The following is a 19,076-nucleotide window of genomic DNA, read 5'->3' as shown; positions in this document are numbered from 1 at the left end:
GGTGATCCGATCGTTGAGGCGGACAGGGGTGGCGGCGGCGCCGATCCTGACCGCCTCGTCACGGCCGTGTCAAGGGTTTCGTGGAAGCGCTCTCCCATGCCTCTTGCTGCGCGTTTGGCTCAACGCTTGATCAGCTGCGCCCGCCGGTCTACTTGCCGGGGGAGACGATGATCGGCGAGCCCTGCGGCACCGGGAGCACCTGGACCTTGCCGGACTTGATCGCCTCGTTGACCGCCTGCTGCTGCTGGTAGGCCTGGTACCCGGCGATGCCACCGGGGAAGTTCGCCGCGGCCTGCTTGTCCACGTCCGCCGCCTGGCTGCGCAGCTCGGCCGCCTGCTTGTCGGTCAGGCCCTGCACCAGCGCGGGCTGGATGCTCGGCTTCTGCAGCAGCACCGAGTTCACCGTGATCAGGTCCACGCCCAGGGTGAGGGTCTTGAGGACCGACGGCAGCTGCGCGAGGACGTCGCGCTCCCACTGCGCCTTCGCGGCGGCGTCGGTGTAGAGCTTCTGCCACGGGTACTTCAGCGCCTCGTTGTCCGTCGCGCGGTCCAGTGCCGCACCGACGTAGTTGCGCAGCAGCGAGGTCCAGCCGGGCTTCATCTGCTTGCCGCCCTCTGTCGGGGCCGCGTCGTACTTGTAGGCGATGAGCTCGTGGAACATCTGCAGCTTGCCGCCGGGCCACTTCTTGCCCGTCGGGTCGGTGAACTCCGCGCAGTCGGTGTTCAAGGTGAACTTCACCGTGCCCGTCACCTTGACCTCCTGGGCGTCCTGCGTCGTGGAGGTCAGCGGGGAGGAGTCGATGCCGTCGCCGTCACCGAAGGTGAAGTCGCGCTGCCCGGCCGGGTAGTAGTAGTGGTCGTCGTTGACGTCGCTGAAGTCGAGGTCGTTCTCGCACTCCACGAAGTTGCGCGAGTCGAAAGAGCCGTTGCCGTACTGCAACGACACCTCGCTGGACGTGGGGTTCGCGATCGAGCACCCCGTGAGGAGCACGGCGGCGGCGATCAGCGGGACGGCGATCCTTCGAGTCCTCATCGGCTCAGTCCATTCTGCTCGGCAGTGCGGGGTTCGTACCACGGGGTGAACGGGACCGGTCCCGTTTCGGTGCAACGAGGACTGGGCGGATCGGGGGATCTTTTTCGCGCACCGGGTCATTACGCTCGGAGTTCGTGCCGAGTCGAAGAACTGGTCTGATCTGCGCGCTCGCCGTCGCGCTGACGTCTTTGGTGGCAACGGTTCCCGCGCGGGCCCAGCCGGCCGACCCGCCGGGCACGGTAGTGCCGGTCCAGGTCACCGGCGATCCGGCCAAGCGGTTCAACCTGGTGATCGTGCCCGACGGGTACACGGCCGCCGAGCTGCCGAAGTTCCGCGAGCACGTGGACAAGCACCTCAACGTGCTGTGGACGATCGAGCCGTTCAAGTCCTATCGCAGCTATCTCAACGTCTACACGGTCGAGGTCGCCTCGCCGGAGTCCGGCGTCAGCTGCGACCCGGACATCACCTCGCCACAGCGGAAAACCCCGCTGGGGATGGCGTTCTGGGGCGGCTGCGACCCCAATGGGGTGCGGCGGCTGCTGACCGTCGACAACGCGGCGGTGAACCGCTACGCCGACCTGGTCACCGGCACCTCCGGCGGCAACCGGCAGCTGCTGGCCATCGCCAACAGCGACACCTACGGCGGCGCGGGCGGCGCCTACGCCACCGCCTCCGGCGGCAACGCGTTGTCTGCGCTGATCACGCCGCACGAGCTCGGTCACTCACTCGGCAAGCTCGACGACGAGTACGACTACCTCCAGCGCGGTGTGCGCGGGGGCACCTACACCGGCGCTGAGCCGCCTTCGGTGCACCACACGCTGTTGACCGAGCAGGAGATGAAGGCGCAGCAGAAGAAGTGGTGGCGCTGGCTCGGCGAACCCAGCGAGTCCGGTGGCGTGATCGGCCGCTACGAGGCGGGTCTGTACAACAGCAAGGGGATCTGGCGGCCGAGCGCGCACTCGATGATGAAGACCCTCGGCTACTACTTCGACCAGCCGAGCCGGGAGCGCATGGTCGAGAAGCTCTCCGCCAAGACCGCGGTTCTTCAGGACGGCACACCGGACGCCCAGCCGATCGGCGCTGACCGCGTGGTGTGGGTGGAGCCGTTGCACCCGATCAGCCACCGACTCGACGTGAACTGGACGCTTGACGGAAAACCGTTGCACACCAACGGGAACAGGGCAGTTGACCTGGCAGCGCTCAAGCTCGATCCTGGCACGCACACGCTCACCGCGACCGTGGTCGACCCGACCGAGTTCGTGCGCGACCCGGCGATCCGCGCGTCCGCCGCGCTGACCAGGAGCCGGACCTGGACGGTGGACACCGCGATCAGCACGCCGCGTGAGCCCGGTCCGGCCGACTTCGTCGCGTCCACGCCGACGGATCGTCCCGTCGGCGGCACGGACGTCGTCCACGTGCGGACCACGCGGCCGGTGGAGCGAGAGCCGAAGGTGACGTGGACGCTGGACGGCAAGCCGGTCAGCACCTCCGCCGACGGGCGCGACCTGGACCTCGGCGCGCTCCGGGTGACGCGAGGAAGGCACACGCTCACCGCGACGCTGGCGGAGCCGACGCCGCGCACGAGAACGTGGACCGTCGACGCGACCGGGCCGACTGTCGTACCGGAGCTGTCCAAGCCCCTGCTGACCATCGACAAGCCAGGACAGCCCACCGAGTACGTGTTCAACGGCCCGTTCACCATGCGGCTCAAGGCGGATGACGACACCAAGGGCTTTGTGGTGCCGGAGTTCCGCACCAACGGTGACGGGTGGTTCAACTACTTCGGCTGGCCCACCGATGCTTCGAAGCCATTCCTGTTCACCCCCAACGGAACCGTCATCGACAGCCTCGTCTACGGCAAGCTCGGTGCGCCACGACTGTCCCCTTGGGATGAAGTGCCTCCCGGTTACGGCAGGCACACCATCGAGTACCGCGCGATCGACCCGGTCGGCAACATCGGCGCGTCCGAACGGTTCGCGGTGACCCTGCTGCGCGAGCCGCCGACCTGCACCACCTCGGTGACCGGCCGTCGCGTGGGATCGCTGACGGTCGCCTCCGGGGTCACCTGCCTCGACCGTGCCGAGATCGTGGGGCCGATCACCGTCTCGGCGGGTGCTTCCCTTGTGGCCACGGGGTCTTCGGTCACCGGCGGGATCTCGACCTCGGGGGCGGGGAGCGTGCACCTCGTGGACAGCACGGTGGTCGGGCCGGTGTCGATCACCGGAACGACCGGCGACGTGACGCTCGTCGGCGGACGGGTCAACGGGTTGGTCCGGCTGGCGGACAACACCGCTCGGGACCGCGCTCCGGTGGTGGCCGGGGTGACTGTCACCGGCGTGGTCCAGTGCTCCGGCAACGCTGTGCCGCCGGAGAACCTGGGTGCGCCGGTCGCCGGGATCGGGCCGGTCACGGGCCAGTGCGCGCGGCTGCGATGAGGCCGATCGGGTAGGCAAATCTTTGCAGCGAACCAAGCCTTGATCCGGCTCGGGAGGCCGTGGTTCGCTCCGGGTTCTCCGCGCCCATGGCTGCAAAGATTTGCGACAAGGAGGTCGCATGACTTGGCGACCCGTTCGACCACGCCCGCTCGCCGCCGTCGTCGTCGTCGCGGCGGCCCTGATCGCCTCCCTGACCGCCGTGACACCGGCTGTTGCGGCCCCCGCGGCGGACCTGACCAAGGCGAAGGCGATCTGGGTCGGTCGCGACCACGTGGTGTGGAGCGGCCCCGCGACCTCCGGCGAGCACGAGCTGCGGCACGACCCGCAGGGCTCGATCAAGGTCGTCGGTGATCGCCTCGAAGGCGGCACGCCCATCGCGCTGCGACCGGAGCCGAACGGGCTGCCCGCCGCACTCGCCGCGAAGTTCCCGCACCTGCGGGGGAAGCCGGTCTACAAGCTCACCGGCTCGGCGACAGCGGCGGAGGCCTTGCGCGGTCAAGTCGTCGCGGCGCACAGCGAGGGCGGTTCGCTCAAGGACGCGACCGGTGTCCAGATCGCCGGTGTGCTCGACGATCTGTACGCGGCGTCGGCGGGGCAGCGCGTCTACGGGCCTACTTTCGCTGGTGCGCAAGCAACTCTGCGCGTGTGGGCGCCCACCGCGCGATCGGTGAAGCTGCGGCTGTTCGACGCGGCGGGCGGTCAGCCCCGGCAGGTCGTCGACCTCGCGCGCGACGCCGCGTCGGGCTCCTGGGCTGGAGCGGGGGCGTGGCGGGACAAGTACTACCAGTACGAGGTCACCGCCTGGCAGCCCGCGACGCAGCGGATGGAGACAGCGGTCGTCACCGATCCGTACTCGTTGGCGTTGAGCGTGGACTCCACGCATTCCCAGGTCGCCGACCTCTCCGACGCGCGCAGCATGCCGAGCGGTTGGCAGTCCGATGTGGCCAAGGGCCTCGGCGACAACCCGACGGAGCACGCGATCACCGAGCTGCACGTGCGGGACTTCTCGATCTCCGACGCGTCCGTGCCGCAGAACGACCGCGGCACCTACAAGGCGTTCACCCACCGCGAGTCCACCGGCATGAAGCACTTGCGGCGGCTGGCGCAGGCGGGCATGGACACAGTGCACCTCCAGCCGACCTTCGACATCGCAACGATCCCGGAGCGACGCGCCGACCAGGCGAAGCCCGCGTGCGACCTGCCTTCGCTACCCGCCGACTCCGACCAGCAGCAGGCGTGTATAGCGGCGGTCGCGGCGAAGGACGGGTTCAACTGGGGCTACGACCCGCTGCACTACGACGTGCCGGAGGGCTCATACGCCACACCGGAAGCGCAGTCGGGATGGGCGCGTTCGAAGCAGTACCGTGAGATGGTGAAGGCGTTGCACGACAACGGTAACCGCGTCGTGGTGGATGTCGTGTACAACCACACCGCTGCCTCCGGAAACGCCGCGCACTCCGTCCTGGACCGTGTTGTTCCCGGCTACTACCAGCGCTTGTTGGACGACGGATCGGTTGCCAACTCGACGTGCTGCGCCAACACCGCTTCGGAGAACGCGATGATGGGCAAGCTCGTCGTCGACTCCGTTGTTCGATGGGCTCGTCTGTACAAAGTGGACGGATTCCGGTTCGACCTGATGGCTCACCACCCCAAGGCGAACATCCTCGCCGTGCGCTCGGCGTTGAACGCGCTCACCGTGGGCAAGGACGGCGTCGACGGCAAACGGGTCCACATCTACGGCGAGGGTTGGGACTTCGGCGAGGTCGCGGGCAACGCGCGTTTCGAACAGGCCAGCCAGGTCAACATGGCGGGAACCGGTGTCGGCACCTTCTCCGACCGGCTGCGCGACGCGGTGCGCGGCGGCGGCCCCTTCGACGGGGACCCGCGTGTGCAGGGCCTCGGCTCAGGGCTGGCCGGCGCGCCGAACGGCTCGCCCGCCAACGGTTCCGCTGAGCAGCAGGCCGCGAGGCTGACCAACTACACCGACCTCGTGAAGCTCGGAATGGCGGGCAACGGCGCGAACTTCCGGTTCCGCTCGACCGCCGGCAACGACGTCAACGGCCGCGATGTGTCCTACAACGGCAGCCCGGCGGGATACACATCCTCGCCGGTGGAAGCGGTGACGTACTCCGACGCGCATGACAACGAGACGCTGTACGACACGCTCGCGTTCAAGCTGCCGCAGTCGACGCCGATGGCCGACCGCGTCCGCATGCAGGTCGTCGCGCTCGCCCCGACCTTGCTCGGCCAGGGGCAGCCGTTCGTGCTCGCCGGAACCGAGTTCCTGCGGTCGAAGTCCCTGGATCGCAACAGCTATGACTCGGGCGACTGGTTCAACCGGTATGACCCGTCGTTGAGGACCACGGGCTTCGGAGCTGGACTGCCGCCCGCGCGGGACAACCAGGACAAGTGGCCCTACGGCAAGCCGCTGCTGGCTGACCCGGCGCTTCGACCGTCCACTTCGGACATGCAGACCGCGTTGGACCGGACCGTGGACCTGCTGCGCATCCGCAAGTCCTCGCCGCTGTTCACGTTGAAGGACCAGGCAATGGTGCAGCAGAAGCTGTCCTTCCCCGACCCCGGTCCGCAGGCGGAGGCGGGCGTTGTTCTCGCCTACCTCGACGATCTGGTCGGCGCGAACGTGGACCCGAACCGCGAAGGCGTGCTCGTGGTGATCAACCCGCGGCCGACCGCGCAGTCCGTGCTGCTGCCGCCGGGCCTGCCCTGGAAACTGCACGAGATCCAGGCAGGCGGGACCGACCGCACGGTCAAGGAGGCGACCACGGAACGCGGGGTCGGGCAGATCCCGGCCCGCACCGTCGCGGTGTTCGTCAGGTGAAGCGGGCTCGGACCTCGGGCTTCCCGGCCAGCTCTGCCGGGAAGCCCGGTCCGATCCGCGACGTCACGGTGTCCGCGGTGAACGGCTCGCCGCACTCCGAGCACACGGTCCTCGCGTGCCCGGCGTGACCACAGGTGTGCACGAGGGCGACGGGTGCGCCGGAGTCGTCGGCCAGCCACTTGTCGCCCCACCGCACCATCGCCGCGAGCACTGGGAAGAAGTCACGGCCCTTCTCCGTCAGCACGTACTCGTGGCGGGCGGGTTTCTCCTGGTAGGGCACGCGGTCCAGCAGTCCCTCCGCGACCAGGCGCGCGAGCCGGTCGGCGAGGGTGTTGCGGGCGATGCCCAACGAGCGCTGGATGCCGTCGAAGCGGTGCACACCGGCGAAGACCTCGCGCAGCACGAGCGGCGTCCACCAGTCGCCGAGCAGGTCCATGGTGCGGGCGACCGAACACGGGAACCGGCCGAGTGCGGTGCGTTTCACCGGAGTCATACTAGGGGTTGTCCTAGGGAACTGAGCTGGTGGAAGGGTGTTTTCGTGGTTCAGCGCTACGTGGCCATCGGGGACAGCACGGTCGAGGGGCTCGACGATCCGGACGGCAGGGGTGGCTACCGCGGCTGGGCGGACCGCCTCGCGGAGAAACTGGCCGAGGTCAACCCGGACCTGCGCTACGCCAACCTGGCGATCCGCGGCCGGGTCAGCGCGCAGGTCCGCGCCGAGCAGCTCGAACCGGCGCTCGCGCTCAAGCCCGATCTGGTGACCCTGGTCGCCGGGCTCAACGACCTGCTCCGGCCGAAGTACTCACTGCACCAGACCATGACGAACCTCCAGGTCATGCACACCGCGCTGATCTCAGCGGGAGCGACGGTGCTGACCTTCACGATGCCGGACCTGACACCGATCGCGCCGGTCACCAAGATCGTCAGAGGGCGGTTGCTGACCTACAACAACGCCCTCCGCGTCCTGTGCCGCCGCACGGGCGCGACGCTGGTCGAGGTCGACCGCGAGCCCATCTGCGCCGACCCCCGCCTGTGGAGCGACGACCGCCTGCACGCCAACTCCCACGGCCACGCCCGCATCGCCGCGGCGCTGGCGGAGGGGCTGGGGCTGCCGGGAGCGGACGGCTCGTGGCGCGACCCGTTGCCGCCGCTGGAGGCCCAGACCTGGCAGAACGTGGTCGCGGCCGAGATCGGCTGGCTGCGCGCGCACTTCGTGCCGTGGATCGGCAGGCACATCAAGGGCGTCTCCTCCGGCGACGGTGTCACCCCGAAGCGCCCCACCCTGGAGCCGTTCGCGGCGGCTGTGGAGACGAGCGGGTAGGGCGCCCCTGCCTGGCTGTGCTCGTGCTGGCTCAGCGGCTGTTGGTGAGGTGGGTGACCAGGCGAAGGACCGCTTCGGGGTTCTGGACCTGTGCGTTGTGGCCGAGGCTCGGGAGGATGACCGGGTCCGGGACCAGGGCGCGCAGGTCCGCCGCCGGGCTCATCGGGTCGTGCTCGCCCGCCGCCAGGACCACGCGGGCACGGGCCGCCGCGAGCAGGCCGGGCATGTCCGGAGCGCCGATGCCGAAAGCGCGCTGGTCCATGCCCAGCCGCCAGCCGCCGTCGGCCAGGACCAGGCCCGCGTCCACCTCCGCCGAGTCCGGCGCGACCAGACCGGAGAGGCCGGAGACCTTGAGGTAGCGCTCCGCGGCCTGGGCGCGGTTGTCGAAGCTGCGGGCGGGTCGGGCCGCGGCCGCTGCGGCGCCCGCCAGCTCCTGCTCCGACCAGCTGACCTTGATGCCGAGGCCGCACACCGCGTCGACCCGCACGCCGTACCAGCCGCTCGCCAGCGCGAGCGCGACGACGCCGCCGAGGGAGTGCCCCAGCACCACCAGCCGGTCGGCGCCGCGGACGCAGTGCGCGACCTCGGCAGCCATGTGGCCGAAGGAGTAGTGCTCCAGCGCCTCGGACCCGCCGTGACCGGGCAGGTCCGGCGCGACCCAGGAGCCGTCCCAGTACCGGTCGAGCCGTTCGGTCACCCCGTTCCAGGCCTCGCTGGTCGCGCCCATCCCGTGTAGCAGCAACAGGGTCGGACCGCCTTCTCCGCCTCTTCGCGCGCGCAACGTCACCCCATGATCATCCACCCGTCATCGCGCTCTGTCGCCAATCGCGCACTTATCGTTGCCTTTCCGCTCCGAAGGCGGGTCCAATGGCACGGTGGATCGCGTGGTTGACCCGGAGACGTACGTGCGCGGAGTCCCCTACGACACGCTGCGGGAACTCCGGGAGAAGGGGCCGGTCCAGTGGGCGGGCGAAGGCTTCTGGATGGTGCTGGGCCATGCCGAGGTCCGGCGGGTCCTCCGTGACCCCAAGGTGTTCTCCTCGCAACTCGGCGCGACCCAGATCCGCGATCCCGCCACCCCGGAGGACCTCCGCTACGTGCGGCGGATGATGCTCAACCTCGACCCGCCCGAGCACACCCGGCTGCGGGGACTGCTGACCAAGGCGTTCACCCCACGGGCCGTCGCGGCGGTCACCGACCGGATCCAGGCGTGGGCCTACGAGCTGGTCGGCGCGGTGGCGAAGGACGGCGAGTGCGACTTCGCGAAGGTCGCCGCGGACCTGCCCCTGTTGACACTGGCCGAGGTCTTCGGCGTGCCGGAACAGGATCGCGGGTTGATGTTCGACTGGAGCAACCGCGTCATCGGCTATCAGGACCCGGAGTACGCGGTCAGCTCCACCGTCGACCCCGCGCGCGTTTCGGACATGGCACGTGCCGCGCTGGAGCTGGCGCCGCGTCCCGGGCCGGACGGTTCGATGCCCGACCCGCGCACCCGAGCCGGGATGCCGGACCTCTACGCCTACGCGCACGCGCTGGGGGAGTACAAGCGCGCCAACCCCGGTCCGGACGTCATGAGCAACCTGATGCGCCAGGACGTGGGGATCGAGGAGTTCGAGAACCTGTTCTGGCTGTTCTCCGTCGCGGGCAACGAGACGCTGCGCAACGGCATCCCCGGCGGCCTCGTCGCGCTGATGAGCCATCCCGACCAGTACCGCGCGCTGCTGGCGGACCGGTCGCTGGTGCCGGACGCGGTGGAGGAGATGCTGCGCTGGTGGACCCCGGTGATGCACTTCCGGCGCACCGCGACCGAGGACACCACCTTGTCCACTGCGGCCATCAAGCGCGGGGACAAGGTCGTGGTGTGGTTCTCCTCGGCCAACCGCGACCCCGCGGTCTTCGCCGACCCGGACCGCTTCGACATCCACCGCCGTCCCACCGAGCACCTGACGTTCGGGCACGGGCCGCACTTCTGCCTCGGCGCGCAGCTGGCCAGGGTGCAGCTGCGGGCGATGTTCGACGCCGTGCTGGACCTGCTCGGAGAGGTCGAGCCCGCGGGGGAGCCGGTGCGGCTGCGCTCGAACTTCCAGAACGGGCTGAAACGGCTGCCGATCAGGTGGCGGAGCTGACCGGTTACCCTGCGCTCACCGATTTGCCCAACGCACGAAAGAGTAGGAACGCCGTGAGCGAGCGCACCCTTGTCCTGGTCAAGCCCGACGGTGTGGCCCGCAGCCTGGTCGGTGAGGTCATCTCCCGCATCGAGCGCAAGGGCCTGAAGCTGGTCGCCCTCGAACTGCGCAACGTCCCGCGCGAGCTGGCCGAGCAGCACTACGCCGAGCACGCCGAGCGCCCGTTCTTCGGCGACCTGTTGGAGTTCATCACCTCCGGCCCGGTCGTCGCGGCCGTCGTCGAGGGTCCGCGCGCCATCGCCGCCTTCCGCCAGCTCGCCGGTGGCACCGACCCGGTGGAGAAGGCCACCCCGGGCACCCTGCGCGGCGACTTCGGCCTGGAGACCCAGTACAACCTGGTCCACGGCTCCGACTCGCCCGAGTCCGCCAAGCGCGAGATCGACCTCTGGTTCTCCGGTCTGTGAGTCACCTTCCCGGCCGGGCCGCGCACCAGCGGCCGGGCCGGGTCGGGTCAGCCCCGGTCCGCCGTCAGGCTGGCCATCGCCAGGTTCACCAGCTCGTCGGTCACGTCCGCGAGGGGCCGCTGTGCTCCGTCGAGCGACCAGTAGTGCACCAGCTCGTTCACCGCGCCGATGAAGGCCACCGCGGTCAGGTGGAAGTCCCGCGCGCGAGCCTCGCCCCGGTCCGCCGCGCGCTTCGCCTCGGCCTCGATCAGCGCCCACCACCGGCGGCGCCACTCCATCCGGTGCCGCTCCACCGCCGGGCTCACGCCGATGATCTCCACGTAGGACAGCCGTGCCCACCGCGGGTCGCTGGCCGTCGTGGTCACGTACGCGCGGATCACGGCGGTGACGCGCTCCAACGTGCCCGCGTCGTCGCCCACCTCCGCGGCGGCCGCGACAACGGCGTCGAGCGCGTTGTTCAACGCCCTGTCGTGCAGGGCGGTCAGCAGGGCCTCGCGGCCGGAGAACTCCTCGTAGAAGTTCCTGGTGGACACCGAGGCGGTCGCGCACAGGCGCTCGATCGAGATCGCCGGATAGCCCTCGGTGCCGAACAGCTCCAGCCCGGCGGCCATCAGCCGCTCACGCCGTTCGGCACGGCGGTCGCTGGCCGAGCGCCCGGCGTAGTGCCGTTGCTGTGCCTCCGTCATGCCCGCAGGTTACCGCCGTAGAGCTCGTCCACCAGCGCCGAGTACCGTTCCTGGACGATCTTGCGACGGAGCTTCGACGTCGGTGTCAGCTCCCCCGCCTCCTGGCTGAAGTCGTGTTCCAGCACCGCGAACCGGCGAACCCGCTCCGGCGGCGAGTACCCCTGGTTGGCCTCGGCGACCGCCTTGCCGATCAAGTCGAGCACCCGGGGATGCCTTGCCAGCTCGGCGATGCCCTCCGGCAGCCCGTTCTCCCGCGCCCACGGCAGGACCTCCTCCTCGTCCAGGGTGATCAGCGCGACCGCGTACGGCCTGCGGTCGCCGTGCACCACCGCGTGCGAGATCCACCTGCTGCGGCGCAGGTCGTTCTCCATGTTGGCCGGTGAGAGGTTCTTGCCGCCCGCGGTGATGATCAGGTCCTTCTTGCGGCCGGTGATGTGCAGGTAGCCGTCCTCGTCGAGCGCGCCGAGGTCGCCGGTGTGCAGCCAGCCGTCGCGCAGCGCCTCGCCGGTCGCGGCCTCGTTGGCGTGGTAGCCGCTGAAGACGTTCGCGCCCGCCGCGAGCACCTCGCCGTCGTCGGCGATCCGCACCTCGACACCGGGAAGCGGGCGGCCCACGCTGCCGAACCGCACGGCGCCAGGGCCGTTCGCGCTAATCACGGCCGTGGACTCGGTCATGCCGTACGCCTCGTACACCGGCACTCCGCACGCGTGGAAGAACTCCAGGATCTCCGGCGAGATCGGCGCCGAGCCGGTCAGCGCCTCGCGGAGGCGGCCACCGAAAGCGCCGCGCACCAGGTCGTGCACGCGTTCCGGGTCCATGCCCTCGGCGAGCGTGGTGACCTTCGCGTGGACCTTCTCGAAAAGCCTTGGCACTGAAGGGAGAAGCGTGGGCCGGACCTCGGTCAGCTCGGAGACGATCTCGCGGACGTCGCCGCTGGAGTACGCCAGCGTCGCCCCCAGCGCCAAGGTCATCACCTGTGTCATCCGCGCGAACAGGTGCGCGAGCGGCAGGTACAGGTACACGACGTCGCCCGTGCCCATGGTGACGAACGTGTCGATCGAGCTCTGCGCCGCGCGGAGGTTGGCCGGACTCAGCGGGCAGCCCTTGGCGGGCCCCGTCGTCCCGGATGTGTAGATGATGGTGCTCGGTTCGTTCTCGTTGCTCGGCAAGGGTTCCACGGGTTCGCCGCGGTGGAGCTGGTCGAGCGCGACGACCTGCTCCAGCGCGGGAAGCCGATGACGCACCCCGGCGATTCTCGTGAAGTGGCCGGAGTCCTCGTAGACCACCATCTTCGCGCCGGAGTCGCCGAGAACCCACGCGCACTCCCGCGCCGGGCTCGTCGGGTAGATCGGCACGCAGACCGCGCCGACCCTGGCGATGGCGAGGTCGCAGACCGTCCACTCAGGACACGTCTCGGCCAGCACCGCGACCCGGTCCCCCGGCTGGATTCCTTGTGCGACAAAGCCACCGGCAACTCTGCTCACGTCGTCGAGAAGGCTCGCGTATGACATGTCCTGCCACTGGCCATCCCGCTTGAAGCGCAGTGCGGGGTGGTCTCCGTAGAGCTCCGCCGATCGGTCGACCAGCTCTGCCGTCACCGGGTAGCGCGTCATCGACTGTTCCTCCCGCCTGTCAGCAGGTGCTCGGAGCGGGCTTGCCCGCGAAGCGGTCGGCAAGCCAGGCCACCGCGCCGGGCGCACCGGTGACCGCGAGCGAGACGTGCTCGCTGACGAAGCTCTCGGTGAACTTCACCGATGTGCCACGGGCGCAGTAGTTCCGTGCGAGCGCGCGGGCGTCCTCGATCGGGATGATCTCGTCGTTGACCGACTGGTAGACGTACATCGGTCCGGCGGGGGTGCGCTTGCCGAGTTCGTTGGCGGCCAGCACCTTCTGGAACCGCGGCAGCTGGATCGGGTCCTTGACGGTGGTGTACTCCTCGATGCGGTGGAAGCCGTAGAGCGGGGTCCACTGCGCCTGGCACATGTCCTTGACCTGCTCGAAAGCTTTGCGCCCCTTGTCGTTGAGGAACTCGGTCAGTCCCATCTCCGGGTGTGCATGACCGAGCCCTGCCGCCGCCGCGACGAAGAACCCGAACAGCGGACCGCCGTCGATCTTGTAGCCGACGTTGCCGATGTTGGGCACGACCCCGCCCGCCGCGACCCCCTTGACCTTCAGCTCCGGCGCGTAGGACGGCTGGAGCTCGGCCGCCCACGCCGATGCGAGTCCACCCTCGGAGTAGCCCCAGAGGCCGACCGGGTTGCCCTGCCCGAGTCCGGTAGCGGAAAGTCGTTGTGCCGCACGGACTCCGTCCAGGACCGCATGACCGGTGGCAGGTCCCGCTGTGTACGTGTGCGCGTTGGGTGTCGCGGAGCCCTCGTAGTCGCTGACCACGACCGCCCAACCCTTGGCGAGCGCGAGCGACTGGAGCGCGAACTCGTACTCGATGCCCTGGCGCAGCCAGTACGACGGTGCGCAGTTGGCGCTCAGCCCGTGCGATCCGACGTTGTAGGCGACGACAGGGCGCGGTCCGCCGCCGAGCCACGGGGTGACGGGAACGAGCACGGTGGCCACAACCGCGTTGGCGCGGCCCTGCGTGTTGGTGGAGCGGTAGAGCACCTGCCACGCCGTGGTCGGTACTGGGACTGCTAGGGCTTTCACCGTGACGGGGCGGGAACGCAGGACGGTGCCGGGTGCGACGTCGGGCAGGGGAGACGGTGGCCGGTAGAACGCGTCCGCCGAGGGGGCGGGAACGATGAGCGCGTTGGCGGGGGTGGCGCTCGCGAAGACCGCGAGCACGGTGAGCAGGGCGGCGAGAAGTCCGCTTCTTCGGGGACTGCGCAACATTTGTCATAGCCCTTCGCGAGGCCGACAAGAAATGGGAAAAGTGCAGCTAGGGGCGTCGTAAATGCTTGATAAGCAGTCTTTTCAGATGCGAGTTACCTCAAGGTAATGAGGAGGGTCAAATCTGGCAAGACCTCTGACCAGTCGGTATCGATCCAGGAAACCCGTTCGGCGCTGTCAGACCCTCCGGCTAGCCTCCGACGCGTGACTGGGGATGACTCGTTGGTGCACGCCCGGGGCCTGGAGAAGCGCTTCGGCGACTTCACGGCCGTCGACGGGATCGATGTCGAGGTGCGGCCGGGGGAGGCGTTCGGCTTCCTCGGCCCGAACGGCGCGGGCAAGTCCTCGACGATGCGCATGATCGCGTGCGTCTCGCCGCGCACGGGCGGTGAGCTCCGGGTGCTCGGCGACGACCCCGACGTGCACGGCCCACGCGTGCGCGCCCGCCTGGGTGTTGTGCCGCAACAGGACAACCTCGACACAGAGCTGACCGTGCGGGAGAACCTGTTCGTCTACGGCCGCTACTTCGGACTGTCCAAACGGCACGTCCGGGAGAAGGCCGAGGAGCTGCTGGAGTTCGCACAGCTCGCCGACCGCGCCGACCACCAGGTCGAGCCGCTCTCCGGCGGCATGAAGCGCAGGCTCACCATCGCCAGGTCGCTGGTCAACGACCCGGAGCTGCTGCTGCTCGACGAGCCGACCACCGGGCTCGACCCGCAGGCGCGGCACCTGTTGTGGGACCGGCTGTTCCGGCTCAAGCAGCAGGGCGTCACGCTGATCATCACCACCCACTACATGGACGAGGCCGAGCAGCTGTGCGACCGGCTGGTGGTGATGGACGGCGGCCGGATCGCGGCCGAGGGCTCACCGTCGGAGCTGATCGCCAGGTACTCCACCCGCGAGGTGCTGGAGCTGCGCTTCGCTCCGGGTGAGCAGCACGCGGCCGTGCCCGACGTGCGGGGCCTCGCCGAGCGGGTCGAGGAGCTGCCGGACCGGCTGCTGCTCTACACCGCCGACGGCGAGGCGTCGCTGGCCGCGGCTCACCAGCGCGGGGTGAAGCCGGTTGCCAGCCTGGTGCGCAGGTCCAGCCTGGAGGACGTCTTCCTCCGGCTCACCGGCCGGACCCTGGTCGACTGAGGGGGCTGAGCGACGATGACGACGACAACTGATCGCCCCGCGACGCGGTCCACCGGCCGGGTCGTCGGGTCCGTGCGGGCCTCGCTGCTCGTGGTCGAGGGCCAGTGGGTGTGGTACCGCCGCAACTGGCGCGCCACGGTGTTCTCCAGCGTGGTGACGCCGATCCTGTTCCTGCTCTCGCTCGGCCTGGGGCTCGGTACCCAGATCAAGGCGGGCGCGGTTCCCGGCGGCTCGACCTACATCGCCTTCCTCGCCCCGGCGCTGCTGGTCTCGGCGGCGGTGCAGACCGCGGCGATGGAGTCGACCTACCCGATCCTGTCCGCCTTCAAGTGGCAGAAAACGTTCTGGGGAATTGTTTCCACGCCCATCACGGCAGGTCAGATTCTTGCCGGGCGGTTCGTGTGGCTGGCGGGGCGGCTGCTGTTCTCCGGCGCGGTCTTCCTCGTGGTCGCGGCGTTCTTCGGCGGCGTGCCGGGGCCGAGCGCGGTGGTCTCGCTGCTGGTGTCGGTGCTGACCGGCCTGGCATTCGCCGCGCCGATCATCGCCTTCGCGGCCACCATCGAGAACGAGGGGCAGCAGTTCAACCTGCTGTTCCGCTTCATCGTGGTGCCGATGACGCTGTTCGCGGGCACGTTCTTCCCGGTCTCCCAGCTGCCGGTGTTCGTCCAGCCGCTGGCCTGGGTCACGCCGTTGTGGCACGGCACGGAGCTGTCCAGGGGCGCCGCCTTCGGCACCCTCGAAGTCCTGCCCGTGCTCGGGCACCTGGCCTACCTGGTGCTGTGGGTCGGCGTCGGCGTCGCGCTGGCCCGCTGGCGGTTCCGCGTCCGGTTGACGGTGTGAGGGGAGACGACATGTCCAACGACGTGATGAGCCCGCCGCGCACCGGGCTGCTGCTGCGGGTGCTGCCGAGCTCGATGTACGCGGGCCGGTCCCGGGTGATCGTGGAGCGTTCGTTCCTCGTGCACCGCCGCGCGTGGATGGTGATCTTCTCCGGCTTCTTCGAGCCGCTGTTCTACCTGCTGGCGCTGGGCGTCGGCTTCGGCCAGCTGGTCGGAGAGGTGACCGGTCCCGGCGGCGAGGTGATCAGCTACGCGGCCTTCGTCGCCCCGGCGCTGCTGGCCTCCTCCGCCATGAACGGCGCGGTCTACGACGCCACGTTCAACATCTTCTTCAAGTTCAAGTACGCCAAGCTCTACGACGCGATGCTGGCCACCCCGCTCGGCCCGGTGGACGTGGCCGTCGGCGAGATCGCGTGGGCGTTGCTGCGCGGCGGTGCCTACGCGGCGGGCTTTCTCGCGGTGATGCTCGGCATGGGGCTGATCACCTCGCCGTGGGGCCTGCTCGCCCTCCCGGCGGCGCTGCTGGTGGCGCTGGCCTTCGCCGCTGTGGGCATGGCCGCGACGACCTTCATGCGCTCCTGGCAGGACTTCGACCTGGTACAGCTGGTGATCCTGCCGATGTTCCTGTTCTGCACGACCTTCTACCCGCTGTCGGTCTACCCGGCGGGCCTCCAGGCGGTCGTCCAGTGCCTGCCGCTCTACCACGCGGTGGAGCTGATGCGGGCACTCACCACGGGAGCCGTCGCCTGGTCCACGCTGATCAGCGTCGCCTACTTCGTCGTGATGGCCGCGATCGGCATGTACTTCGCCTCCCGCCGCCTCGGCAAGCTCCTGCTCACGTAACGGCGACGAGTGCGGAGGGAGGAGGCCCGTTACCCTGTCCGCGTGAGTGTGCAGTCTGTGTTCGCCCAGCTGGAGCCGTTGCTGCCGCAGGTGTCGAAGCCGGTCCAGTACGTCGGTGGCGAGCTGAACGCCACCACCAAGGACTGGGAAGACGCGTGCGTCCGGTGGTGCCTGATGTACCCCGACGCGTACGAGGTCGGCCTGCCCAACCAGGGCGTCATGATCCTCTACGAGATCCTGAACGAGCAGGAGGACGTGCTCGCCGAGCGCACCTACGCGGTGTGGCCGGACATGGAAGCGCTGATGCGCGAGCACGGCGTCCCGCAGTTCACCGTCGACGCGCACCGCCCGGTCGGCTCCTTCGACCTGTTCGGGGTCAGCTTCGCCACCGAGCTCGGCTACACCAACCTGCTCACCGCGCTGGACCTGGCGAGGATCCCGCTGCACGCGGCGGACCGCACCGACGAGCACCCGATCGTCGTCTCCGGCGGGCACGCGGCGTTCAACCCGGAGCCGATCGCCGACTTCATCGACTGCGCGGTGCTCGGCGACGGCGAGGAAGCCGTCCTGGAGATCACCGACATCGTCCGGCGGTGGAAGAACGAGGGCAGTCCCGGCGGTCGCCGCGAGATCCTGCTCCGGCTCGCCGAGACCGGCGGCGTGTACGTGCCGCAGCTCTACGACGTGGAGTACCTCGCCGACGGGCGGATCCAGCGCGTCGTGCCCAACGCCGACCGCGTGCCGTACCGGGTCTTCAAGCGCACCACCATGGACCTCGACGAGTGGCCGTACCCGAAGCAGCCGCTGGTCCCGCTCGCCGAGAGCGTGCACGAGCGGATGAGCGTTGAGATCTTCCGCGGCTGCACCCGCGGCTGCCGCTTCTGCCAGGCCGGGATGATCACCCGCCCGGTGCGCGAGCGCTCCATCGAGGGCATCGGCGCGATGGTCGAGCGCGGCCTGGCCGCGACCGGCTTCGAGGAGGTCGGGCTGCTGTCGCTGTCCAGCGCGGACCACTCCGAGATCGCCGAGGTCACCAAGGGCCTCGCCGACCGCTACGAGGGCACCAACACCGGGCTGAGCCTGCCGAGCACCCGGGTGGACGCGTTCAACATCGACCTGGCCAACGAGCTCTCCCGCAACGGCCGCCGGTCCGGCCTGACCTTCGCGCCGGAGGGCGGCAGCGAGCGGCTGCGCCGCGTGATCAACAAGATGGTGTCCGAGGAGGACCTCATCCGCACGGTCAGCGCCGCGTTCTCCAACGGCTGGCGCCAGGTGAAGCTGTACTTCATGTGCGGCCTGCCCACCGAGACCGACGAGGACGTCCTGCAGATCGCGGAGATGGCCAAGAACGTCATCCGCGCGGGCCGGGAGGCCTCCGGCCGCAAGGACATCCGCTGCACGATCTCCATCGGCGGGTTCGTGCCCAAGCCGCACACGCCGTTCCAGTGGGCCGCGCAGTGCGACCCGGACACCGTGGACGCCCGGCTGCGCAAGCTGCGCGAGGCGGTCAACTCCGACCGCAAGCTCGGCCGCAACATCGGCATGCGCTACCACGACGGCAAGCCCAGCCTCATCGAAGGACTGCTCTCGCGGGGCGACCGCCGCGTCGGGCGGGTCATCGAGCGGGTGTGGCGCGAGGGCGGGCGCTTCGACGGCTGGAGCGAGCACTTCTCCTACCAGCGCTGGATCGACGCCGCCGGGGCCGAGCTGGAGCCGCTCGGCGTCGACCTGGACTGGTTCACCACCAGGGAACGCGACGAGAACGAGGTCCTGCCGTGGGACCACCTCGACTCGGGCCTGGACAAGGAGTGGCTCTGGTCGGACTGGCAGGACGCGCTCGACGAGCACGAGCAGGACGACTGCCGCTGGACGCCGTGCTTCGACTGCGGCGTCTGCCCGGCGATGAACACCGACATCCAGGTCGGCCCGACCGGGCGCAAGCTGCTGCCGATCTCCCCGGTCGGCAAGGGCTCCCCGGTCAGCAACCCCGCGTTCAGCCCAAGCTGACCTCGAGGTCGACGAGCAGGCCGACGTCCCGGCGCGCCACATCGGCGTCTGCCGGGGCGTCGGCTCTGGTGTCGACCTCGGCCTCGCTCCCCCACGCCTCGACGAACGTCTCGGTGCCCGGCTGCTGGTGCCAGACGCGCGTTCCGAACTCGCGCCGGTGCTCCATCGCCAAGCGGCGGATCCGCCGGACGTAGCCCACGGTCGGCGGGATGCCGAAGTTGTCGTGACGCTCTTCCGTCAGCACTCCGACGACCTCCGCCAAGCCGTTCTTCGCCGTGGGCTCGGACCAGAACACGTGCAGCTCGCCGGAGCTGAGATGTGCGCCGTCGCTGTCCGGAATCGGCTCAGCACCAAGGGAAAGCCGCACACGCTCTGCGGGCTGCAGGAGCTCCCGCGAGCCCTCTCCGTATCGGAGCTGCCACGACACCCTGTCGCCGATCGCGAACGCGTCGCCGCAGCACTGCTGCTGCCAGTCTTCGACAACCACAGGGATGACGGCCATGCT

The 19,076-nt window shown here is 69.6% G+C and carries 16 protein-coding genes; 9 read left to right on the top strand and 7 right to left on the bottom strand.

The window, feature by feature from the left end:
* Positions 1-148: 148 nt before the first annotated feature.
* Positions 149-1,033, bottom strand: coding sequence for a hypothetical protein (locus ACFFQA_RS35680; RefSeq protein ID WP_377862100.1), 885 nt, complete (start codon positions 1,031-1,033; stop codon positions 149-151).
* 134 nt (positions 1,034-1,167) lie between these two features.
* On the opposite strand from ACFFQA_RS35680, the gene ACFFQA_RS35675 reads away from it, so the two are divergent.
* Positions 1,168-3,468 (top strand): M64 family metallopeptidase, encoded by a 2,301-nt coding sequence (locus ACFFQA_RS35675; RefSeq protein WP_377862098.1) that lies wholly within the window; start codon positions 1,168-1,170, stop codon positions 3,466-3,468.
* Between the two features lie 118 nt (positions 3,469-3,586).
* Entirely contained in the window at positions 3,587-6,307 is a 2,721-nt protein-coding gene (gene pulA, locus ACFFQA_RS35670) for a pullulanase-type alpha-1,6-glucosidase (RefSeq protein ID WP_377862095.1), read from the top strand.
* On the opposite strand, the gene ACFFQA_RS35665 is transcribed toward pulA, so the two are convergent.
* Entirely contained in the window at positions 6,300-6,791 is a 492-nt protein-coding gene (locus ACFFQA_RS35665) for a winged helix-turn-helix transcriptional regulator (RefSeq protein WP_377862092.1), read from the bottom strand. The two genes, pulA and ACFFQA_RS35665, sit on opposite strands and share 8 nt — an antisense overlap.
* Positions 6,792-6,845: 54 nt before the next feature.
* On the opposite strand from ACFFQA_RS35665, the gene ACFFQA_RS35660 reads away from it, so the two are divergent.
* Positions 6,846-7,628: an SGNH/GDSL hydrolase family protein gene (locus ACFFQA_RS35660; RefSeq protein ID WP_377862089.1), complete on the top strand. Its 783-nt coding sequence runs from the start codon at positions 6,846-6,848 to the stop codon at positions 7,626-7,628.
* Positions 7,629-7,659: 31 nt separating this feature from the next.
* On the opposite strand, the gene ACFFQA_RS35655 is transcribed toward ACFFQA_RS35660, so the two are convergent.
* Positions 7,660-8,415 (bottom strand): alpha/beta fold hydrolase, encoded by a 756-nt coding sequence (locus tag ACFFQA_RS35655; RefSeq protein WP_377862086.1) that lies wholly within the window; start codon positions 8,413-8,415, stop codon positions 7,660-7,662.
* A gap of 88 nt (positions 8,416-8,503) precedes the next feature.
* Between ACFFQA_RS35655 and ACFFQA_RS35650 the strand changes: the two genes are divergently transcribed.
* Positions 8,504-9,754, top strand: a complete 1,251-nt coding sequence (locus ACFFQA_RS35650) for a cytochrome P450 (protein ID WP_377862083.1) — start codon at positions 8,504-8,506, stop codon at positions 9,752-9,754.
* A gap of 53 nt (positions 9,755-9,807) precedes the next feature.
* Complete coding sequence (gene ndk / locus ACFFQA_RS35645; protein ID WP_377862080.1) at positions 9,808-10,218, top strand: nucleoside-diphosphate kinase; 411 nt, start codon at positions 9,808-9,810, stop codon at positions 10,216-10,218.
* A gap of 47 nt (positions 10,219-10,265) precedes the next feature.
* On the opposite strand, the gene ACFFQA_RS35640 is transcribed toward ndk, so the two are convergent.
* The 3 genes from ACFFQA_RS35640 to ACFFQA_RS35630 are packed head-to-tail and all read right to left on the bottom strand — an operon-like array spanning position 10,266 to position 13,748.
* A complete protein-coding gene (locus tag ACFFQA_RS35640; protein WP_377862077.1) occupies positions 10,266-10,904 on the bottom strand; it encodes a TetR/AcrR family transcriptional regulator in 639 nt (212 codons plus the stop codon).
* A complete protein-coding gene (locus tag ACFFQA_RS35635; protein ID WP_377862074.1) occupies positions 10,901-12,517 on the bottom strand; it encodes an AMP-dependent synthetase/ligase in 1,617 nt (538 codons plus the stop codon). Before ACFFQA_RS35635 ends, ACFFQA_RS35640 begins: the two co-directional genes overlap by 4 nt.
* Before the next feature lie 19 nt (positions 12,518-12,536).
* Complete coding sequence (locus tag ACFFQA_RS35630; RefSeq protein ID WP_377862071.1) at positions 12,537-13,748, bottom strand: lipase family protein; 1,212 nt, start codon at positions 13,746-13,748, stop codon at positions 12,537-12,539.
* 201 nt (positions 13,749-13,949) lie between these two features.
* Here ACFFQA_RS35630 and ACFFQA_RS35625 point away from each other — a divergent pair, with 201 nt between their 5' ends.
* The 4 genes from ACFFQA_RS35625 to ACFFQA_RS35610 are packed head-to-tail and all read left to right on the top strand — an operon-like array spanning position 13,950 to position 18,571.
* A complete protein-coding gene (locus ACFFQA_RS35625) occupies positions 13,950-14,882 on the top strand; it encodes an ABC transporter ATP-binding protein (protein WP_377862069.1) in 933 nt (310 codons plus the stop codon).
* 15 nt (positions 14,883-14,897) lie between these two features.
* Complete coding sequence (locus tag ACFFQA_RS35620; RefSeq protein WP_377862066.1) at positions 14,898-15,722, top strand: ABC transporter permease; 825 nt, start codon at positions 14,898-14,900, stop codon at positions 15,720-15,722.
* Positions 15,723-15,733: 11 nt separating this feature from the next.
* Positions 15,734-16,564 (top strand): ABC transporter permease, encoded by an 831-nt coding sequence (locus ACFFQA_RS35615; RefSeq protein ID WP_377862063.1) that lies wholly within the window; start codon positions 15,734-15,736, stop codon positions 16,562-16,564.
* A gap of 42 nt (positions 16,565-16,606) precedes the next feature.
* On the top strand, positions 16,607-18,571 hold the full coding sequence (locus tag ACFFQA_RS35610; protein WP_377862060.1) for a TIGR03960 family B12-binding radical SAM protein: 1,965 nt from the start codon (positions 16,607-16,609) through the stop codon (positions 18,569-18,571).
* Here ACFFQA_RS35610 and ACFFQA_RS35605 read toward each other — a convergent pair.
* Positions 18,558-19,073: a DUF6578 domain-containing protein gene (locus ACFFQA_RS35605; RefSeq protein ID WP_377862057.1), complete on the bottom strand. Its 516-nt coding sequence runs from the start codon at positions 19,071-19,073 to the stop codon at positions 18,558-18,560. The genes ACFFQA_RS35610 and ACFFQA_RS35605 overlap by 14 nt on opposite strands.
* Positions 19,074-19,076 lie beyond the last annotated feature (3 nt).

This window comes from Allokutzneria oryzae, from assembly GCF_042429765.1.
Lineage (GTDB): Bacteria > Actinomycetota > Actinomycetes > Mycobacteriales > Pseudonocardiaceae > Allokutzneria > Allokutzneria oryzae.
Note: the sequence above shows the minus strand (reverse complement) of the source record. Positions and strands in the feature narration are given on the sequence as shown.

Bases quoted from the DNA above. Each gene is read 5' to 3' on its own strand.
- ACFFQA_RS35635 (WP_377862074.1), bottom strand. From the start codon at position 12,517: ATGACGCGCTACCCGGTGACGGCAGAGCTGGTCGACCGATCGGCGGAG.
- ACFFQA_RS35680 (WP_377862100.1), bottom strand. From the start codon at position 1,033: ATGAGGACTCGAAGGATCGCCGTCCCGCTGATCGCCGCCGCCGTGCTC.
- ACFFQA_RS35640 (WP_377862077.1), bottom strand. From the start codon at position 10,904: ATGACGGAGGCACAGCAACGGCACTACGCCGGGCGCTCGGCCAGCGAC.
- pulA (WP_377862095.1), top strand. From the start codon at position 3,587: ATGACTTGGCGACCCGTTCGACCACGCCCGCTCGCCGCCGTCGTCGTC.
- ACFFQA_RS35620 (WP_377862066.1), top strand. From the start codon at position 14,898: ATGACGACGACAACTGATCGCCCCGCGACGCGGTCCACCGGCCGGGTC.
- ACFFQA_RS35630 (WP_377862071.1), bottom strand. From the start codon at position 13,748: ATGTTGCGCAGTCCCCGAAGAAGCGGACTTCTCGCCGCCCTGCTCACC.
- ACFFQA_RS35615 (WP_377862063.1), top strand. From the start codon at position 15,734: ATGTCCAACGACGTGATGAGCCCGCCGCGCACCGGGCTGCTGCTGCGG.
- ACFFQA_RS35605 (WP_377862057.1), bottom strand. From the start codon at position 19,073: ATGGCCGTCATCCCTGTGGTTGTCGAAGACTGGCAGCAGCAGTGCTGC.